15 protein-coding genes are annotated in these 15,996 nt (G+C 58.0%); 5 read left to right on the forward strand and 10 right to left on the reverse strand.

Going from position 1 to position 15,996, the window contains the following annotated elements; all coding sequences use genetic code 11:
* Positions 1-196 precede the first annotated feature (196 nt).
* The 4 genes from O6760_RS25195 to O6760_RS25210 form a co-directional block, all read right to left on the reverse strand.
* Entirely contained in the window at positions 197-2,839 is a 2,643-nt protein-coding gene (locus O6760_RS25195) for an EAL domain-containing protein (protein WP_269582401.1), read from the reverse strand.
* Positions 2,840-3,062: 223 nt separating this feature from the next.
* Entirely contained in the window at positions 3,063-4,124 is a 1,062-nt protein-coding gene (locus O6760_RS25200; protein ID WP_269582402.1) for a FecR family protein, read from the reverse strand.
* A gap of 357 nt (positions 4,125-4,481) precedes the next feature.
* Positions 4,482-5,258, reverse strand: coding sequence for a FecR domain-containing protein (locus O6760_RS25205; RefSeq protein WP_269582403.1), 777 nt, complete (start codon positions 5,256-5,258; stop codon positions 4,482-4,484).
* Positions 5,259-5,935: 677 nt separating this feature from the next.
* Positions 5,936-6,655 (reverse strand): glycerophosphodiester phosphodiesterase, encoded by a 720-nt coding sequence (locus tag O6760_RS25210; protein WP_269582404.1) that lies wholly within the window; start codon positions 6,653-6,655, stop codon positions 5,936-5,938.
* Between the two features lie 423 nt (positions 6,656-7,078).
* Here O6760_RS25210 and O6760_RS25215 point away from each other — a divergent pair, with 423 nt between their 5' ends.
* The 5 genes from O6760_RS25215 to O6760_RS25235 all read left to right on the forward strand — a co-directional run bounded on the left by O6760_RS25215 (position 7,079) and on the right by O6760_RS25235 (position 11,653).
* The gene (locus tag O6760_RS25215; RefSeq protein ID WP_269582405.1) at positions 7,079-7,663 is read left to right on the forward strand and encodes a YceI family protein; all 585 of its coding nucleotides are present in this window, start codon (positions 7,079-7,081) and stop codon (positions 7,661-7,663) included.
* A 51-nt stretch (positions 7,664-7,714) separates the two neighbouring features.
* On the forward strand, positions 7,715-8,299 hold the full coding sequence (locus O6760_RS25220) for a cytochrome b (protein ID WP_269582406.1): 585 nt from the start codon (positions 7,715-7,717) through the stop codon (positions 8,297-8,299).
* Between the two features lie 24 nt (positions 8,300-8,323).
* Entirely contained in the window at positions 8,324-8,881 is a 558-nt protein-coding gene (locus O6760_RS25225) for a YceI family protein (RefSeq protein ID WP_269582407.1), read from the forward strand.
* Between the two features lie 143 nt (positions 8,882-9,024).
* Entirely contained in the window at positions 9,025-10,662 is a 1,638-nt protein-coding gene (locus O6760_RS25230) for a fumarate hydratase (protein WP_269582408.1), read from the forward strand.
* 397 nt (positions 10,663-11,059) lie between these two features.
* Positions 11,060-11,653: a L,D-transpeptidase gene (locus O6760_RS25235; RefSeq protein ID WP_269582409.1), complete on the forward strand. Its 594-nt coding sequence runs from the start codon at positions 11,060-11,062 to the stop codon at positions 11,651-11,653.
* Positions 11,654-11,705: 52 nt separating this feature from the next.
* Here O6760_RS25235 and O6760_RS25240 read toward each other — a convergent pair whose 3' ends face one another.
* The 6 genes from O6760_RS25240 to O6760_RS25265 all read right to left on the reverse strand — a co-directional run bounded on the left by O6760_RS25240 (position 11,706) and on the right by O6760_RS25265 (position 15,828).
* Positions 11,706-12,428: a DNA helicase gene (locus tag O6760_RS25240; RefSeq protein WP_269582410.1), complete on the reverse strand. Its 723-nt coding sequence runs from the start codon at positions 12,426-12,428 to the stop codon at positions 11,706-11,708.
* A gap of 202 nt (positions 12,429-12,630) precedes the next feature.
* Positions 12,631-12,999, reverse strand: coding sequence for a DUF971 domain-containing protein (locus O6760_RS25245; protein ID WP_269582411.1), 369 nt, complete (start codon positions 12,997-12,999; stop codon positions 12,631-12,633).
* 75 nt (positions 13,000-13,074) lie between these two features.
* Positions 13,075-14,511, reverse strand: a complete 1,437-nt coding sequence (locus O6760_RS25250) for a cryptochrome/photolyase family protein (protein ID WP_269582412.1) — start codon at positions 14,509-14,511, stop codon at positions 13,075-13,077.
* 107 nt (positions 14,512-14,618) lie between these two features.
* On the reverse strand, positions 14,619-15,053 hold the full coding sequence (locus tag O6760_RS25255) for an SRPBCC family protein (protein WP_269582413.1): 435 nt from the start codon (positions 15,051-15,053) through the stop codon (positions 14,619-14,621).
* Positions 15,050-15,391, reverse strand: coding sequence for an ArsR/SmtB family transcription factor (locus tag O6760_RS25260; RefSeq protein ID WP_269582414.1), 342 nt, complete (start codon positions 15,389-15,391; stop codon positions 15,050-15,052). Before O6760_RS25260 ends, O6760_RS25255 begins: the two co-directional genes overlap by 4 nt.
* A complete protein-coding gene (locus tag O6760_RS25265) occupies positions 15,388-15,828 on the reverse strand; it encodes a cupin domain-containing protein (protein WP_269582415.1) in 441 nt (146 codons plus the stop codon). Before O6760_RS25265 ends, O6760_RS25260 begins: the two co-directional genes overlap by 4 nt.
* Positions 15,829-15,996: the final 168 nt, after the last annotated feature.

Genomic DNA, 15,996 nt, shown 5'->3' on the forward strand with positions numbered 1-15,996 from the left:
CATGCAACCAGGTGAATTGGACTGTTTCGCACCTGACGGCAGCTGCCATCGGCTTTGATGGGCTGCTGCCGTTCCAGGTGCATTGACCATTTCCGTGCATGTGTTTGCGGCTCGGCCTCGCCTGCCGTCAGCGTCGTCCCGCGCGTAACGAAAATCGCGCATGAACGGCCTGAACGCCCAATTCGAAAGTCCTGCCCTAGGCCGCGTTTAGCAACATTGCGGACAGATGCACGGAGTTCATGGGCCGTCCGTACAGGAAGCCCTGACCAAACTCGCAGCCAAGTTCTCTCAGCTTGCCCGCCTGTTCAGAAGTCTCGATGCCCTCGACGATTACCGACATTCCATAGCCCTTTGCCAGATGCAACACGGCCTCGATGACGGCAACATCCTGCTGGGAAGCGATCGATTGACGCACAAATGACCTGTCCAGCTTGATCTTCGAAAACGGGTATTTCGGAATGTAACTCAATGACGAATAACCCGTTCCGAAGTCATCGAGTGAAAAACTGCAACCGAGCGCCTTGAGCTCCTGCATGCGGAAATCCAGATCGAGGCTGTCGTCTATGAACAGGGATTCCGTGATTTCAAGATCCAGTCGTTCAGCAGGAAAGCCAGTTCTTTCCAGAGCCTCATGGACGTTTCTGACCAGATTTCCACGACTGAACTGAATGGCGGAAAGGTTGATTGACAGGCGAAGCGGTGCGGACCAGGCCAGCGCTTCCTTCATGCTTCGATTCAAGGCCCAGGCACCCAGCTCGACTATGTAGCCGTTCTCTTCCGCAATCGGAATGAACTCTGCTGGAGAAATCGGTCCGAGTTCGCGATGATCCCAACGCAGCAGTGCCTCGACACCAAAAACTGTGTCATCCGCCAGATTGACCAGTGGCTGGAAGACCATGTGGAGTTCGTCGCGGACGATCGCCTTGAAGAGCTCCGTTTCAAGCGTTCTGCGCCGCTGCAAGGCCACATCCATTTCCGGACGGAAAGCGAGTGTCTGCATCTGGGTGTCGCGCCGGACCTTCGCCAGGGCGTTGCCGGATTTCTTGAGCAGGTTTTCCGGTGATATTTGTCCGTCGGAAACGATGTATCCGAATTTCAGCATGACGGAAATGCGGGCACCTTCGATCTTGTAGTCTTCACCAACGACCTGTTGCAGTGTTTCGGTCATTGTGAGTTCCTGATCAGGCTCGCATTGAAAGACACCAGCGAAAACGTCTGCGGAGATAGCGGACCATGTCGCAATTTGAGCCAGGTGGCTCTTGAGACGTGTCGCAATGGCATGCCTGACCTGGTCGCCGTAGGTAAACCCGAGAGAGGCGACAATCTGGTCGAGATTGACGATCGAGAACTGGATGACGCACAGATTCTGTCCGGCCCCACGCGCTGACCGTATGGCCTTGTCCAGTTCTCCCTCAAACCCGTTCCTGTTCAACAGGCCGGTGACTGCATCGTATCGGGCAAGAAAGGACAGGCGCTCGGCGGATTCACGCTCCTCGGTGACGTCCCGGCAAGTCAAACAGGCAACGGCCTCTGTAATCACTTGCCTTGAATGGCTCGATTTTGCCTGCGCCTGTTCAGATTGGGTGACAACATACTCAATGTAGCGGCGCCGGCCATCCTCATCCGGTGCGGACAGGGTTTTCGGGACGGGTTTCCTGTCCGCGGGCGTCGCCAACACGGCGAGAGCTTCCTCTACGAGTTCGGGCGGAAGAGCCTCGCGCGCCGGCCGGCCGACCAGCGCATCGCTTTTGAACAGGGTTCGCGCCATTTGACTGGCCGCGGAGATCTTTCCGTTCCGCTGGACCACCACGATGGCATCGAAGCTGTCATCGAATACCAGGCCGAGCATGCGTTCGCTGTTGCGTCGGCGAATGGTGGCCAGATGCGAAATGAGCTTGTGAAAACCGAGTTCTCTCAAGACGACACTTGCCGCCGCAAGGAAAACGAGGAAATGCGCGCTCGCGGTCGGCACCATGACCGGAGTGGACTTTTGCAGGCTGAAAGCGATGAGCTCGATCGTTAGTGCCGACAAGGCCAGAATGCTTATCTTGATTGCCCAGCCTTCCACCTTCGTCATCAACAGGATGAAAAAGACCAGAAACGCCGCGCAAACTGCCAGAAATTCTCCCTTCGGTTCCAGCGCTCGGCCCTGCAACAGCGTTTCGGCCCCAAGTGCCTGGATCACGCTGCCCGGCAGGACCTCATAGACCGGTACCGGGAAAAGATCGCGCAGTTCCTGAGCGCTGGCGCCGACGACCACCTTCTTGTCCAGAAAATATCCATGTGCCGCCTTCCCCTCCAGGACATCAACAAGGGACATCCGCTCGATCCGGTCGATCGCGATACTGTAATCGAGCCAGAACGCCCCAACGGTGCCACCCGTATGCTCCCCAAGCAGGGCCGCGGCGGACATTTCGGAAGTTCCATTGATCTCGAAACCATAGAGGTTGCGCCAGATGCGGCTGTCTTTCTCCATGGGAACCATGACGACCACCGGCCAGGCGGCATCGAGCAACTGAGGTATCGGCTGGTTGGTTACTTCGCCATCGGTTTGTGTCGCCGTTGCCGATTGGCGAAACACCGCCAGACTCACATTCCCCGCCCGCTCGAAAGCGGCAGCAAGCAGGGCATCGTCTTCCGGATTTGAAGTCGAACTGAAATCCACATCAAAGACGATGTCTTTCGCACCGTCCTCAACCAGCTTGTCAGTGAGGTTCGCGAACAATCTGCGCGGCAAGGGCCAAACGCCCAACTTGTCGAGTGATTTCGCGTCAATATCGACAACAACGATGTCACCGGAGACAGGTCGTTCATCGGTGAGGAAACGGGCTTCCCACAAGAATTTGTCAAGTGAGGCATTGATGCCGGAGAGATGCAGCAACCCGACAGCCGCAACCACACCGATTGCGATCAGAATTGCGTTGAAAACACGCCTTCTGGATCCAGCCCGCCAGATTTTCACACCCTCAGCCCAAAAATTTTGTCGTACCGCCGACTGTTTTTCCCCCGGTCAGTCTACGGTCTACGTCTTTCGGAATTGTTTCTTTTCTCGTTTCCCAGCCTTACCGATTTCCGTTGGAATTTCCATTGCCATTGCCATTGGAATTCCCGCTGCCATTGCCGTTGGAATTCCCGTTGCCGTTGCCGTTGGAATTCCCGTTGCCGTTGGAATTCCCGTTGCCGTTGCCGTTGGAATTCCCGTTGCCGTTGCCGTTGGAATTCCCGTTGCCATTGCCGTTGGAGCTTCCATTGCCGTTGCCGTTGGAGCTTCCATTGCCGTTGCCGTTGGAACTTCCGTTACCGTTGCCGTTGGAGCTTCCATTGCCGTTGCCGTTGGAACTTCCGTAACCGTTGCCGTTGGAACTTCCGTTGCTGTTGGAATTCCCGTTGCTATTGCCGTTCGAACTTCCGTTGCCATTCCCGTTCGAATTGCCATTGCCGTTGCCGTTCGAATTGCCGTTGTTGCCAAACAGTCCGCCAAACCCGCCGGAATTCCGGGTGGGCACATTTTCCACGGCCGGCGTCTGGAATACAGGAGCCCGTTTTCTGCCGGGCTGAACCGTCGGCTTGGTACGACCGCCCACAGTCAGCCCCACCTGACGCGACGGAGCGCTTGAGGCGCGCTGACCCGCACGAAGATCAACCTTGTCGCCGGACGCAAAGTCAGACACACCGACAACGCCGCGCTCGACGTTCACCTCGGCCCGCTTCCCTCCGACAGTCACCGTAAAGCGGGTTCCCTTGACCACCGCGGCAAAGAAAGGCGTTTCAACCGTAAAATGCGGTCTCTGGCGTTTTTGAACATCAATTTCGACAGTACCCTTGCGCTGAAGCAGCGTTGTCTTGCCGCCCTTGCTCCGCATTTTTGAAATTGCAAAAGTGGTATTCGGTCCAACGGAAATGGTTTCGCTGCCACGGGCGATCAATGCGCGCGCTCCCGCCCGCGTCCCAAGCGTATACCCTTTTTCAAACACCATTCCCCGTTTGACCCGGAACGCCTCAACGCCAGGGGCAACGAAGTACACAATTCCCGAGACCCGTTTCACGACCCACATGTCGGCAGCGGCCAGGCTGGGCGCCGAAAGAGAAAGCAGGATCAGAAACGCGCAAATGCAGCTGAACATGCCTTTCACCGCAGGTTCCGCGATCGAAAACCGCACCGTCTGCCTCAACTCTTTCCCACCCAAGATCGCTCTCGACGCCGTCATGACTACACACTCATTCAGGTTTGTTAGATTTCAGAAATTAGCACTGACCGCTTAACCCAAGGTGAAAATGACAATATAATATCATCTTTCCTTAGTATTTTTGGCTATTGAATGACTTACATTCGAAAAGCTGACTGTGTTTTCTTACAATTCCTCGACGCAACCCTGCGTCAGCAACGTCAACTTCATATATCGGTTAGAGATCCATGTATCGAACAGTCCGACAGCGGCACTGACGCACGCGGCCTCATGAGACAAGGTCGCGGCGTGAATTCAGTTGTTCTTTCCGTTCCCGCCGGAGTTGCCATTGCCATTTCCATTGGAACCGCCGTTACCGTTCCCGTTCGAGCTGCCGTTGCCGTTCCCGTTCGAACTGCCATTGCCGTTGCCATTGGAACCGCCGTTGCCGTTTCCATTCCCATTGGAACTTCCGTTTGAATTCCCATTGCCGTTGCCACCGCCGCGAGACGTATTGCTGGCAGCGCGGCTCCCGTTTCCGTTCGCATTTTCGCTGCGCGCCTGTGCAGCAGTCGCCGGCACATTTTTGGCAATTCTCGTCTTGAAGGCCGGCGCTCGTTTGGGACCACGCACCACATCCGGCTTGGTCTTGCCGCGCACTTTCAGTCCTGCGCTCCGTCCCGGATGGGTGGCCGCGGACTGACCCGCACCGATATTTGCGCGATCCCCGGAGGCAAAGTCGTGCACCCCGACCACACCGCGGCCAACGTTGACCGAAGCCGTGTTCTGGGTGACCCGGACCTTGAACCGGGTGCCTTTGACGAGAGCCGCCAGGAACGGCGTTTCCACCTTGAAGTGGCGGTACCAGCGACGCTTGACGTCGACTTCGAGTGTTCCGCGATCCTGGTAGACAACCATTCGCTTCACCAGGAAGCCCTTGGGTTCCAGGGTGACAACCGATCCGCTGGAGACGACGAATTTTTCACCGCCGCGCCTGATAACAACCCGGCCGCTTCCGGTCCTCACCTTCCAGCCCTTGCGCACGGTCATGCCGCGCTTGACGGCGACCGTTTCCCCAGCCTTTGTCTCCACGAGCACCCGCCCGCTGACGCGCTCGACCTGCCAATGCCAATTGGAGTCTTCGGCGGACTTGTCCTGAGACAGTCCTGCGACGGTAGTCCACGTGAGAAGTAGGGCTGCCAGAAAAATGGACGAGGCAACACGCACCCAACGACAGTCAACCAAAACACGTTCGAAAACGGTAGCTTGACCGCACGCGTTTCGTTTCAGCAGTGTTACTTCGTTGAACATGACGGCCCTTCTTTGGCATTGGTCTGCCAGCGGAGCAAAAGCTACGCACCGTCAATTAACAAGAATTGAAAGAAATGCCGAAATATTTTCAACTGCTCTTTTAAGTAAAATTGTAAATATATCCATGGTCAAGGGAGCGTTAATTCAACTAAATAAAATTCAATATAAAAACCATCAAGAATAGAAAAATCGCTCCCTCCTGAAAAATAACAATCAGAGATTGCTCTCTCCGGAACCCGTGAACACCATCCGGCTCTCAAAAAACTTTTCTTCATTTAGGAAAAAAATCCGACAAGGCAGGCTCCCGCCCCCGTTTCCGCGCAGTTCGGAATGGCAAGCGGCTCCATTTCGGACTGTGTGGGTGTTTCCGCTGCGGATTAAATGCTCCTGTCCGGAGACAATCCATTCAGACAACCCGGGAACGGTTCCGGCGAATACCTTCAGCCTGTTATTTTCACTCAAGCTGGCATCGCCATTTCTTTTTCGACCGACCGGAAGAGACTGACATCGTCGATGTTCATCTGCTCCACACCGCACTCGACCGCCTTTGCGAAAACCTCGCGATCATGGCCGCCGTAGAACATCTGCGTGATCAGACCCGCACGTTTTGCCGCGGCCACGGCTTCCGGTTCCAGATTGTCTTCGTGAAATTCAAGCAATTGGGCATCCTGTGCGACAGCGCGGTCGACGGAGCCGACATGACTGTACAGAACCATGCGCCGCAGGTCCGGCACCTTGGCCCTTGCTTCTGCGCGAATGGATTGATCGAATGAGAAGGTCCATGCATCGCCGAGCATGCCCCGCACGGCGAGCATATCCCGGATCTGAGCAGGGTCGCCTTCCTTGATCTCGACATAAGTCGCAATCCGCCCCTTGCAGGCGTCCAGAAAACTGTCCAACCGGGGAACGCGTTCTCCGGCAAATTCCGGTCCGAACCAGGAGCCGGCATCAAGCTTGTCTATGTCGTCGGAGTCCAGCTCCGAGATCCGGCCCGTTCCGTTCGTCGTCCTGTTCACCGTCGCGTCATGCATGACGTAAAGGACGCCGTCCCTTGAAGGCCGTACATCCAGTTCCACTGCACCGGCCCCGAGTTCGATGGCCCTCTCGAGAGATGCCAATGTATTCTCGGGTGCCTGAAGGCTTGCGCCGCGGTGGCATACGACAAGAGCTTGTTTCACTTCAAAATCTCCTGGATCTCCAGACCGGTGGTCCGGAGCGTGCCGGGCCTCAAGACAGGCAGCACATAAGGGAAGCTGGACCAACAGGTGCCTGATATTCTTGATAAATTGATGACATCTCAACTTCCAGCACAATTTCATGCACTTGGCCTGGACAGCTACTCCAGATTGCACACCCGGATCCGGCCACCGAGATTAGCTGACACGCCGCTGATTCTCACAGCACGTGAAGGAACCGGAAAAGCGAAGAATCGAAATGCGGTATTTTTGCGAATGAAAATTGTTTAACCAGTGGCTTTGCACACTGTTATTGTTCATCTGAAGCGAACAGTCAGTCAAATTGCGCCTGCGTTTTTCTTACCTATTTTCCAGCCTGAAGCGTTCACGAGCGAACGCTCCCGGAAACATCAATGAGGTTTGATCATGATCCGTGTTGCAGCTTCTGCACTGGCACTTTCCCTGCTTGCAGGTACCGCGTTCGCCGAACCCGTCGCTTATACTTTCGACAAGTCCCACGCAAATCTGGCCTTCTCCTACAATCATCTCGGCTATTCCACCACCGAAGGACGCTTCGGCGAGTGGGACGGCACGCTGATGATCGACAAGGATACCCCCGCGAACTCCTCGATCGAGTTCACCATCGACATTTCGAGCCTGGACACGTTCTGGGATGAACGCAACGCCCATTTCCTGAGCGCGGATTTCTTCGATGCGGAAAAATTCCCGAAGGCCAACTTCAAGAGCACCAAGGTTGAGCAGGTTGGCGAAAACCAGCTTGAAATCACCGGTGACCTGACCATCAAGGACATCACCAAGCCGGCCACGCTGACCGTCGATGTCACCGCGATCGGCGAGCATCCGATGGCCAAAAAGGAAGCCGCCGGCTTTTCTGTTTCCACAGTCCTCAAGCGTTCCGATTACGGCATGGACATGTATGTGCCTTATGTAGGTGATGAAGTAACCGTCACGTTCCATGCGGAAACGCTGAAGGCCGACGTAACCAACTGATCATGATTTTCGCGGAGGCCGCCCTGTCGGCCTCCGCCTGAAGGAGCCGCCATGCTGCGCAATACAAGAACGGGCTACGGCAGTGTCGCAATTCTGTTTCACTGGGTCATGGCCGCGCTGATAGTGGGCATGATCGCGCTCGGGCTCTACATGCACCAACAGCCGCTTGAAGAACCGGCCACGTTCCAGCTCTACCAGCTGCACAAGTCCATTGGCTTCGTGGTTCTCAGCCTCGGCGTGTTGCGCCTGGTCTGGCGCCTTGCCAATCCGGCTCCGGGGCTTCCGGAGGGGATGCACCCCCTCGAGAAGATCGGCGCACATCTCGGCCACGTCGGGCTCTACGCCCTGATCCTGCTGCTGCCCGTTTCCGGCTGGCTCATGGTTTCCGCGTCGCCCTGGGGCATCCCCACGGTGCTGTTCAACGTGCTGCCTGTCCCGCACCTTCCGGTACCCGCAGCGCTTGGAACACAGGAACAGGCGGAAACCTTTTTCAAGCTGCTGCACGAATATGGCGCCTATCTTCTGATCGCGCTGATTGGGGTTCATGTCGCGGCGGCTTTCAAACACCATCTGATCGCCCGGGACGACACGCTGAAACGCATGGTGTCGACGCGACCCGCCAAGGCCGACAGCTAACAAACCGATTCAGGAACAACCGATATGGTATTGAAACAACGCTTTGCGGCGCTGACGCTTCTGCTGACCGCCGTTTCCGCCGCGCCGGCATACGCGGACACCTGGACGGTGGATGCCGACCAGAGCCGGCTCGGCTTCGAGGTCAAACAGGGCGACAGCATCCTCAAGGGTGTATTCGGAACCTGGACCGCCGATATCGAATTCGATCCGGATGCGCCAGGCTCGGCCGCCATCTCCGCCACGGTCAACCCGGCGAGCGCGTCCACGGGAAACCCGCAATTCGACGGCACGCTTACCAGCAAGGACTGGTTTGACGTGAGCGCCTTTCCGGACGCCGTTTTCGAGGCGGATGGAGCGACCCTGGTCGAGGGATCCAGCTACCGGACGAAAGGTACCCTGTCCATCAAGGGACTGTCTCACCCGGTTGATCTTGATTTCACCCTCGAAATCGACGGAGACACCGCGACGGCAAAGGGAACGGCCACTCTCAGCCGACTGGACTACAAGCTGGGAACAGGGGTCGGCACGGACACGGTTGGCGACGCGGTGACCGTCACGCTGGACCTGACCGCCACGCGCTAGAGATCCGGGAAGCGTGAGACCATTTGATCAGGCCGCGGCTCTTGGCGTTCGCGGCCTTTTTGCCGTATGAGTCGCCCACCAGAAGGTTCCAGCGCTTCCGGGCGACGCGTCGCCGGAGGCAGCCAGATCAGGAAAACTGTTCCATGAATGCTCCCGTCACCCCTCCCGCCTATCACCACAGCGCCCTGTTTCCGCAAGGCGAAGACACGACGCCGTACCGGAAACTGACGTCGGACTTCGTCAAGACCAGCGAATTCAACGGGGAAGAGGTCCTGATGGTCGAGCCTGAGGGACTGCGCCTTCTGGCCGAGGAAGCCTTCAAGGACATCAACCACTACCTTCGCCCCGGTCACCTGGAGCAGCTGAAGAAGATCCTCGACGATCCGGAGGCCACCGAGAACGACAAGTTCGTCGCGTTCGATTTGCTGAAGAACGCCAACATTGCCTCGCACGGGGTGCTGCCCATGTGCCAGGACACCGGTACCGCGATCATCATGGGCAAGAAGGGCCGCCGCGTCTGGACCGACGGAACGGACGAAGCCGCGCTCGGCGAAGGTGCACGGGACGCCTATTACAAGAAGAACCTGCGCTACTCCCAGCTTGCGCCGCTCTCCATGTTCGAGGAGACCAATACCAAGAGCAACATGCCGGCGCAGATCGAGCTCTACGCCGAAGGCGAGGATGCCTACAAGTTCCTGTTCATGGCCAAGGGCGGCGGCTCGGCCAACAAGACCTTCCTGTTCCAGGGCACACCGTCCCTTCTGACACATGACCGCATGGTCGAGTTCCTCAAGGAAAAGATCCTGACCCTCGGCACGGCCGCCTGCCCGCCCTATCACCTGGCGATTGTCATCGGTGGCACGTCCGCCGAGATGAACCTGAAGACCGCGAAGCTGGCCTCCGCCCGCTACCTTGACGGTCTGCCGACGCAAGGCTCGGAACTCGGGCACGCCTTCCGCGATCTCGACATGGAAGCCGAGATCCACAAGCTGACCCAGGCGACCGGCGTCGGCGCCCAGTTCGGCGGCAAGTATTTCTGCCACGACGTCCGCGTCATCCGCCTGCCCCGCCATGGGGCTTCCCTGCCAATCGGGCTGGCGGTCTCCTGCTCTGCCGACCGGCAGGCGGTGGGCAAGATCACGAAGGACGGCATCTTCCTGGAGCAGCTTGAAATGCATCCGGAGAAGTATCTGCCGGAAGTCACCGACGACCACCTGTCCGACAATGTCGTCAAGATCGACCTGACCCGGCCGATGCCGGAAATCCTCGGGGAACTCTCCCGTCACCCGATCAAGACCCGTCTGTCTCTGACCGGGCCGCTGATCGTCGCCCGGGACCTGGCCCACTCAAAGCTGCGCGACCGGCTGGAGAGCGGTGAGCCCCTGCCCGACTATTTCAAGAACCATCCGATCTATTACGCGGGCCCTGCCAAGACACCGGAAGGCATGCCGTCCGGTTCGTTCGGCCCGACGACGGCGGGGCGCATGGATGCCTATGTCGACCAGTTTCAGGCAGCCGGGGGCTCCATGGTCATGCTCGCCAAGGGCAACCGTTCGGCCCAGGTACGCCGTGCCTGCCAGGCCCATGGCGGGTTCTATCTCGGCTCCATCGGCGGCCCTGCCGCGCGTCTCGCCCAGGACTGCATCAAGAAGGTGGAAGTGGTCGAGTTCGAGGAACTCGGCATGGAGGCCGTCTGGAAAATCGAGGTCGAAGACTTCCCGGCCTTTATCGTCGTAGACGACAAGGGCAACGACTTCTTCAAGGAACTCAACCTCGGCTGAACACGCTTGTTGCGCAATCCTCACGGGGCTCGCCGGGCTCGCGGCGCGCCCCGTGTGTCTAGGCAAAGCCGGCCTCCCGGATCGGCATGTGTTTCCGGACCTGATTCTCGCGAAATTTTGCCAGGCCTTCAGGGCAAAAATGGACCTTGGTTTTTTCGAAAAGGGCCGGAACCGGCAACCAAAACGCGAATCCTTCAGCGGAACGCGTTTTGAACGAAAAAAGCGTTGCAATTACAGCACATTTGGACAACCAGAGGACAGCTCACATTAACGTGAGATTCCGTTTGCGCCCATTTTGGGACATGATTATTAACAGTGCGGCAAGGACATTTGCGTAACGTAACGTCTGATGACGAGCACCTGTGTGGCGTGGGCCCGGTGCATATGGGGGATCAGAATGAACAAGTTTTATTTCATTGTGGTTGCGGTGATTGCAAGCGCGTTTGCGCTGACGGCACAAGCCGCACCGCGTTATGGTTTTTTCGATCACAGTACAAACAAGTGGGTGACACCCAAATATCACCCTGGCGGACCGTCCCCGGTCAAGCGCAAGCGTGTGCGATATGATGGCCCGTATTCTCCGGGCACCATCATCATCGACACCTCCGAGCGGCGCCTCTATCACGTTTTGCCGGGCGGCAAGGCGATGAAATACGGCGTCGGCGTCGGCAAGGAAGGCTTCCAGTGGGCCGGGACACACAGGATTTCCCGCAAGGCGGAATGGCCGAGCTGGACTCCGCCGGCACAGATGCGTGCCCGTGAGCGCCGGAAAGGCCGCATCCTGCCGGCCTACATGCCGGGTGGCCCGAACAACCCGATGGGTGCACGTGCAATGTATATCGGCTCGACGCTCTATCGCATTCACGGCACGACCGAGCCGTGGACCATCGGCTCCGCCGTTTCCTCCGGCTGTATCCGTCTGGCGAACGAGGACGTTATCCACCTTTACAACAACGTGAAGGTCGGCTCGAAGGTTATCGTCAAGCGCTAAGGCGTCCAAAACCGTTGAAAAAGCCGGGCCTTCGAGCCCGGCTTTTTTTTGTCTACGAGGCGCTTACCTGCGGGCGAAGCGCCAGTTCGCCGTCATGCAGGAACCATCCGGCATCAAAGAGAGACAGGTCCAGCGGGTTGATCGTCCTGAGATCTGCATAATCCGGCACCGGCTTTTTCCGGGGATCAAACGACCGGTGCACCTGGGACAGGAATATGATCGTGTGGCCGCGGTTACGGGCAAACTGTCTCAGGACGGCAATCTGCTCGCCAAGCGGCGGCTCCCGGCGGTCCTGATCCATCACCTGCAGGTAGTCGATCACAGCGACCCTTCGCTGCATGTCCGGTTCCAGCCGTGACATGATGTGCCGCGCGCAGACGCAATCGGTCAGATCGATCGTGGGACCGCCGTTTCGCCTTGTAACGTCAAAACCGCTTTCAACCAGCTTGTACCGGACATCGGACTGCGAACATTCGGAAGAAAAGAAAGTCGCCCTTCGTCCGGAACGCGACGCGGTGGCGGCGATCTCCAGACCAAGCATTGTCTTTCCCTGCCCCGGCCTGGCGGCCAGAAGGACAAGGCTGCCGGGCGCCGCTTGCTTCAGGACGGCTTGTGCAGGGCAAAGTGATTTCCAGGCATGCGCGAGATGACTCCAGTTCCTGAAACCTTCTGCCAAAGCAACATCGTCCAGAGCCTGCCAAAGCGGGATCCTGTTTTTCCTGGACCTTTGCCGGGCAAGGCCCTTCAGACGATAGATCGGGGCTGACAGTTTCATGCGTGACCTCCTTACCGCGTGCGCAATCGCAATCCCTCCGTTTGCAAACGCACGGTTTGGAAGTTCCGTCGAAAGATGGCCCTGCAGGTTGGCTGCTGCTCCGGTCGGAGGGGGAAGGCGCGGGTCGAGCCGGCCACATGGTAGCTGATTCCGGGAGGATGCCGCCAGCGCCTGGCTTCTCGGATCTCTCCCCGGGCTCAGGTCACCGGTCCCGGCTGAGCCCTTTCTCCTCCAATTCACGCATGTAACCGCCCCAATGGGTCTCCCGGTCGCTGCCCAGCTCATGAAAATAGGTCCAGGAATAGATCCCGGAATTGTGCATGTCGTCAAAATGGATCCTGACGGCGTAGTTGCCCACTGGTTCCACCTTGATGATTTCAACCTGCCGTTTCCCGGGCACCGTCTTTTTCTGGGAAGGCGCGTGGCCCTTGACCTCCGCGGAAGGAGAGCAAACGCGCAGATACTCGGCCGATAGCTCGTGCCGCTCGCCCGAGTTGAAGGCGATGGTCAATGTCTTCCTGTCCTTTGAGACACGCAGCTCCGTGGGCCAGGGCGCGGACGGGTCGGTCATGGGCGGGTCCTTTTCGGTTGAGCGCGGGAAAGTCCGCGACCGTTTGGCGGGACGATAGCCCTGCCCTGCCTGCCGTCAAGCCGCGTTTTGTCCCGCCTGCTTGACGTCTTCATACCCCTCAAGTGCTGCCTTTCGCGCCTTGGCGTGGTCGACCACCGGCTCCGGATAGGTATCACCGAGCGTCACACCGGCGGATCTCAAGGCGTCTATGGGTGCCTCGAATGGCGCAAACAGATATCTGGTTTCCAGGTCGGCGAGCTCAGGCACCCAGCGGCGGATATAGTGTCCCTCGGGATCGAACTTCTCACCCTGGGTGATCGGGTTGAAGATCCGGAAATAGGGTGCCGCGTCGGCACCCGAACCTGTGACCCACTGCCAGCTGGCAGCGTTGTTGGCCAGATCCGCATCGAGCAGCGTGTCACGGAACCAGGCCGCCCCGTGATGCCAGTGAAGGCGCAGATGCTTGACGAGAAAGCTTGCAACTATCATGCGGACCCGGTTGTGCATGTAGCCGGTCTGCCAGAGCTCCCGCATGCCCGCGTCGACGATCGGATATCCCGTGCGCCCCTGCTGCCAGCGCTCCAGATCCCTTGATGACTCGCGCCAGGGATAAGCGTCGAAGGCGGGCCGCCAATTGTCCGTCGGCAATCCCGGGAAATGATAGAGCAAGTGATAGGAAAATTCTCGCCAGGCGAGTTCGGAGAGGAATTTCATACCGTCCCTGGTCAACGCCTCTTCTGCATCCATGACGCGCTGTGTCTCATGCCAGACCTGGCGAGGGGAGATGTCGCCGAAATGGAGATGAGGAGACAATCGCGAAACGTTGGGAAGATCCGGCCTGTTGCGCAGGCTGCCATACCCCGCAAGCCCCTCTCTCAGGAATTCGGACAACCGTTCCCGAGCCCCTTCGGCACCCGGCTTCCAGAGTTTCTCCCATCCGGCTGCCCAGTCGGGCTTTGACGGGCGCAGTCCGAGGTCGTCGAGACAGTCCCCGTCTTCCAAGGAAACGAAATCGACTTTTTCCGGCGCCGGCAGAGGTGGCGGCACCTCTTTCTGCTGTGCCGTTTTCCAGAAGGGCGAATAGACCTTGAAGTGTCCGCCCGACTTGGTTTCCAGTTCCCAGGGTTCGAACAGCAGCGATGCCTTGAAACTCTTCACCTCGAAGCCGTCGTCTTTGAGCGTTGCCTTCAGGTCGGTATCACGTTCGATCGCATGCGGTTCGTAGCAGCGGTTCCAATAGACCGCTTCGGCACCGACCTGTTTTGCCAATTGTGGAATGAGGTGACGTGCACTGCCGCGCAACAAGACCAGGCCCGGCAGCACTTCTTTCAGGGCTGCCAGACTGTGATGCAGCCACCAGCGGCTGGCGCCGCCCAGCGGATGGCTTTCCCCGGACTGTTCGGGTGTTTCGTAAATGAAAACGGGCAGGACACTGCCCATTTTCGCAGCCTCGCACAGCGCCGGGTTGTCCTCGATCCTGAGATCCTGTCTGAACCAAACCAGTGTCGTCATGTTGCCCCCGCCTGCAGCCGCCTTCAGTGCAATACGCGCGAGGTCGGGGATGGATCAACCATGCAGCCGGCATTAGGCAAGTTGGCCGTTGCGGTTTGGCGATCGCCTTATGCGGGCACCGGGGTCGGGGCAACCTCGCGCAACCTGCCGAAATGGGCCTCCCAACCGGCGTCAAGGGCGCTCAGCATCATGAGAGCCGCCTCTCCCGCAGCCTGTTCAATGCCTTCATGCGACAGGGTCAGGCGCGTCCCGCCGGCGGCGTCCTCAAGGGTCCAGCGCACGGTCGTCATCGCTCCGTTCAGCGGCTTGATCGTGAAGGTGTAGACCAGACTGTCATGTGGCCTCATTTCGAGCACCTCGCCCCAGCAGATCCTGGACATGCCGTCGTTCTGGTCCAGCAGCGTATAGGCCCGGCCTTCTTTCAGGTCGTTGGCAGCCGGATGGAACCAGCGGGCCAGCTTGTCCTTCTCGGTCAGGAAAGCCCAGACCACGTCTCGCGGCGCCTTCAGGAAAACGGTCTTGGTAATCGTTGTCGCAGTCATTTTTCGTGCTCCTGCCTGTCTTGCATGTCCTTGTCGATTTCACGCTGCAAACCCGCAAGCTTGCCGTCCCAGAAATGTTCGAAATACCCCAGCCATTCGAGGGCGGATCTCAACCGTTCAGGAACAAGTGTGTTGCGCCGCTCACGACCGCTGACTTCGCTCCTTATGAGCCCGCCCTCCTCCAGAATGGCCAGATGCTTGTTGATCGCGGTCCGCGTGATGTCGAACCGCGCGGCAATGTCGGTGATTGCAAGGTTCTCCTGTGCCAGGAGCATCAGAATTGCGCGCCTGGTCGGATCTGCCAGGGCGCGAAAGACACCCTGAGGTCCTGTATTCATTGTCGTTTCTCCTCCAAGGGCAAAAAGTCGAACGGTCCGTCCTGATAAAGGAACGTGACGCATTCGACGTTCGACACACATTTGCTCTGGTGCGGCAACCCGGCCGGGATTTCGTAATAGTCGCCTGCCTTCAGCACTTTCGCAGCTTCAGCGGCATCTGCCTCGGACGTGTGGACCATTTCACCGGAAACGACGAGACCGAACATGCTCGCGCTTTTCACATGAACAGGACTGACAAGACCGGCGGGAAGGCGGACCATAGCCATGTAGCTTTCCTCGAACCGGTCTCCCTTCAGGGGTGCAAAGGCAACACCTTCAGGCGTGACTTCCCAGGACAGATCCGGTTGTGCCGTCAGACGGATTGCTTCGGGTTCGGCCGCTACAACCGGCAGACAGGCCGCAACTGAAAGCGCTGCCGCCCAAAGAGTGGTTCGCATGTGCATTGAAATCTCCTCATGACACCATTTGGTGTCATTTTAAGTAACACCTTTTGGTTTCATTTCAAGGCCTTTTCCCTTTAACCGGATCAAAAACTACAACAGGAGTTGTTTTGGTGCGATTTCGTACTATTATAGTTCGATATCGCACTAAATGAACGAGGATGT

Origin of the sequence: Roseibium sp. Sym1 (assembly GCF_027359675.1) — a bacterium.
Taxonomy (GTDB): Bacteria; Pseudomonadota; Alphaproteobacteria; order Rhizobiales; family Stappiaceae; genus Roseibium.

What these genes read in the sequence shown, in the direction of transcription:
- O6760_RS25230 (WP_269582408.1), top strand. Translation starts at nt 9,025, where the DNA reads ATGAATGCTCCCGTCACCCCTCCCGCCTATCACCACAGCGCCCTGTTT.
- O6760_RS25220 (WP_269582406.1), top strand. Translation starts at nt 7,715, where the DNA reads ATGCTGCGCAATACAAGAACGGGCTACGGCAGTGTCGCAATTCTGTTT.
- O6760_RS25245 (WP_269582411.1), bottom strand. Translation starts at nt 12,999, where the DNA reads ATGACCGACCCGTCCGCGCCCTGGCCCACGGAGCTGCGTGTCTCAAAG.
- O6760_RS25225 (WP_269582407.1), top strand. Translation starts at nt 8,324, where the DNA reads ATGGTATTGAAACAACGCTTTGCGGCGCTGACGCTTCTGCTGACCGCC.
- O6760_RS25255 (WP_269582413.1), bottom strand. Translation starts at nt 15,053, where the DNA reads ATGACTGCGACAACGATTACCAAGACCGTTTTCCTGAAGGCGCCGCGA.
- O6760_RS25265 (WP_269582415.1), bottom strand. Translation starts at nt 15,828, where the DNA reads ATGCGAACCACTCTTTGGGCGGCAGCGCTTTCAGTTGCGGCCTGTCTG.
- O6760_RS25240 (WP_269582410.1), bottom strand. Translation starts at nt 12,428, where the DNA reads ATGAAACTGTCAGCCCCGATCTATCGTCTGAAGGGCCTTGCCCGGCAA.
- O6760_RS25200 (WP_269582402.1), bottom strand. Translation starts at nt 4,124, where the DNA reads ATGTTCAGCTGCATTTGCGCGTTTCTGATCCTGCTTTCTCTTTCGGCG.
- O6760_RS25235 (WP_269582409.1), top strand. Translation starts at nt 11,060, where the DNA reads ATGAACAAGTTTTATTTCATTGTGGTTGCGGTGATTGCAAGCGCGTTT.
- O6760_RS25260 (WP_269582414.1), bottom strand. Translation starts at nt 15,391, where the DNA reads ATGAATACAGGACCTCAGGGTGTCTTTCGCGCCCTGGCAGATCCGACC.
- O6760_RS25215 (WP_269582405.1), top strand. Translation starts at nt 7,079, where the DNA reads ATGATCCGTGTTGCAGCTTCTGCACTGGCACTTTCCCTGCTTGCAGGT.
- O6760_RS25250 (WP_269582412.1), bottom strand. Translation starts at nt 14,511, where the DNA reads ATGACGACACTGGTTTGGTTCAGACAGGATCTCAGGATCGAGGACAAC.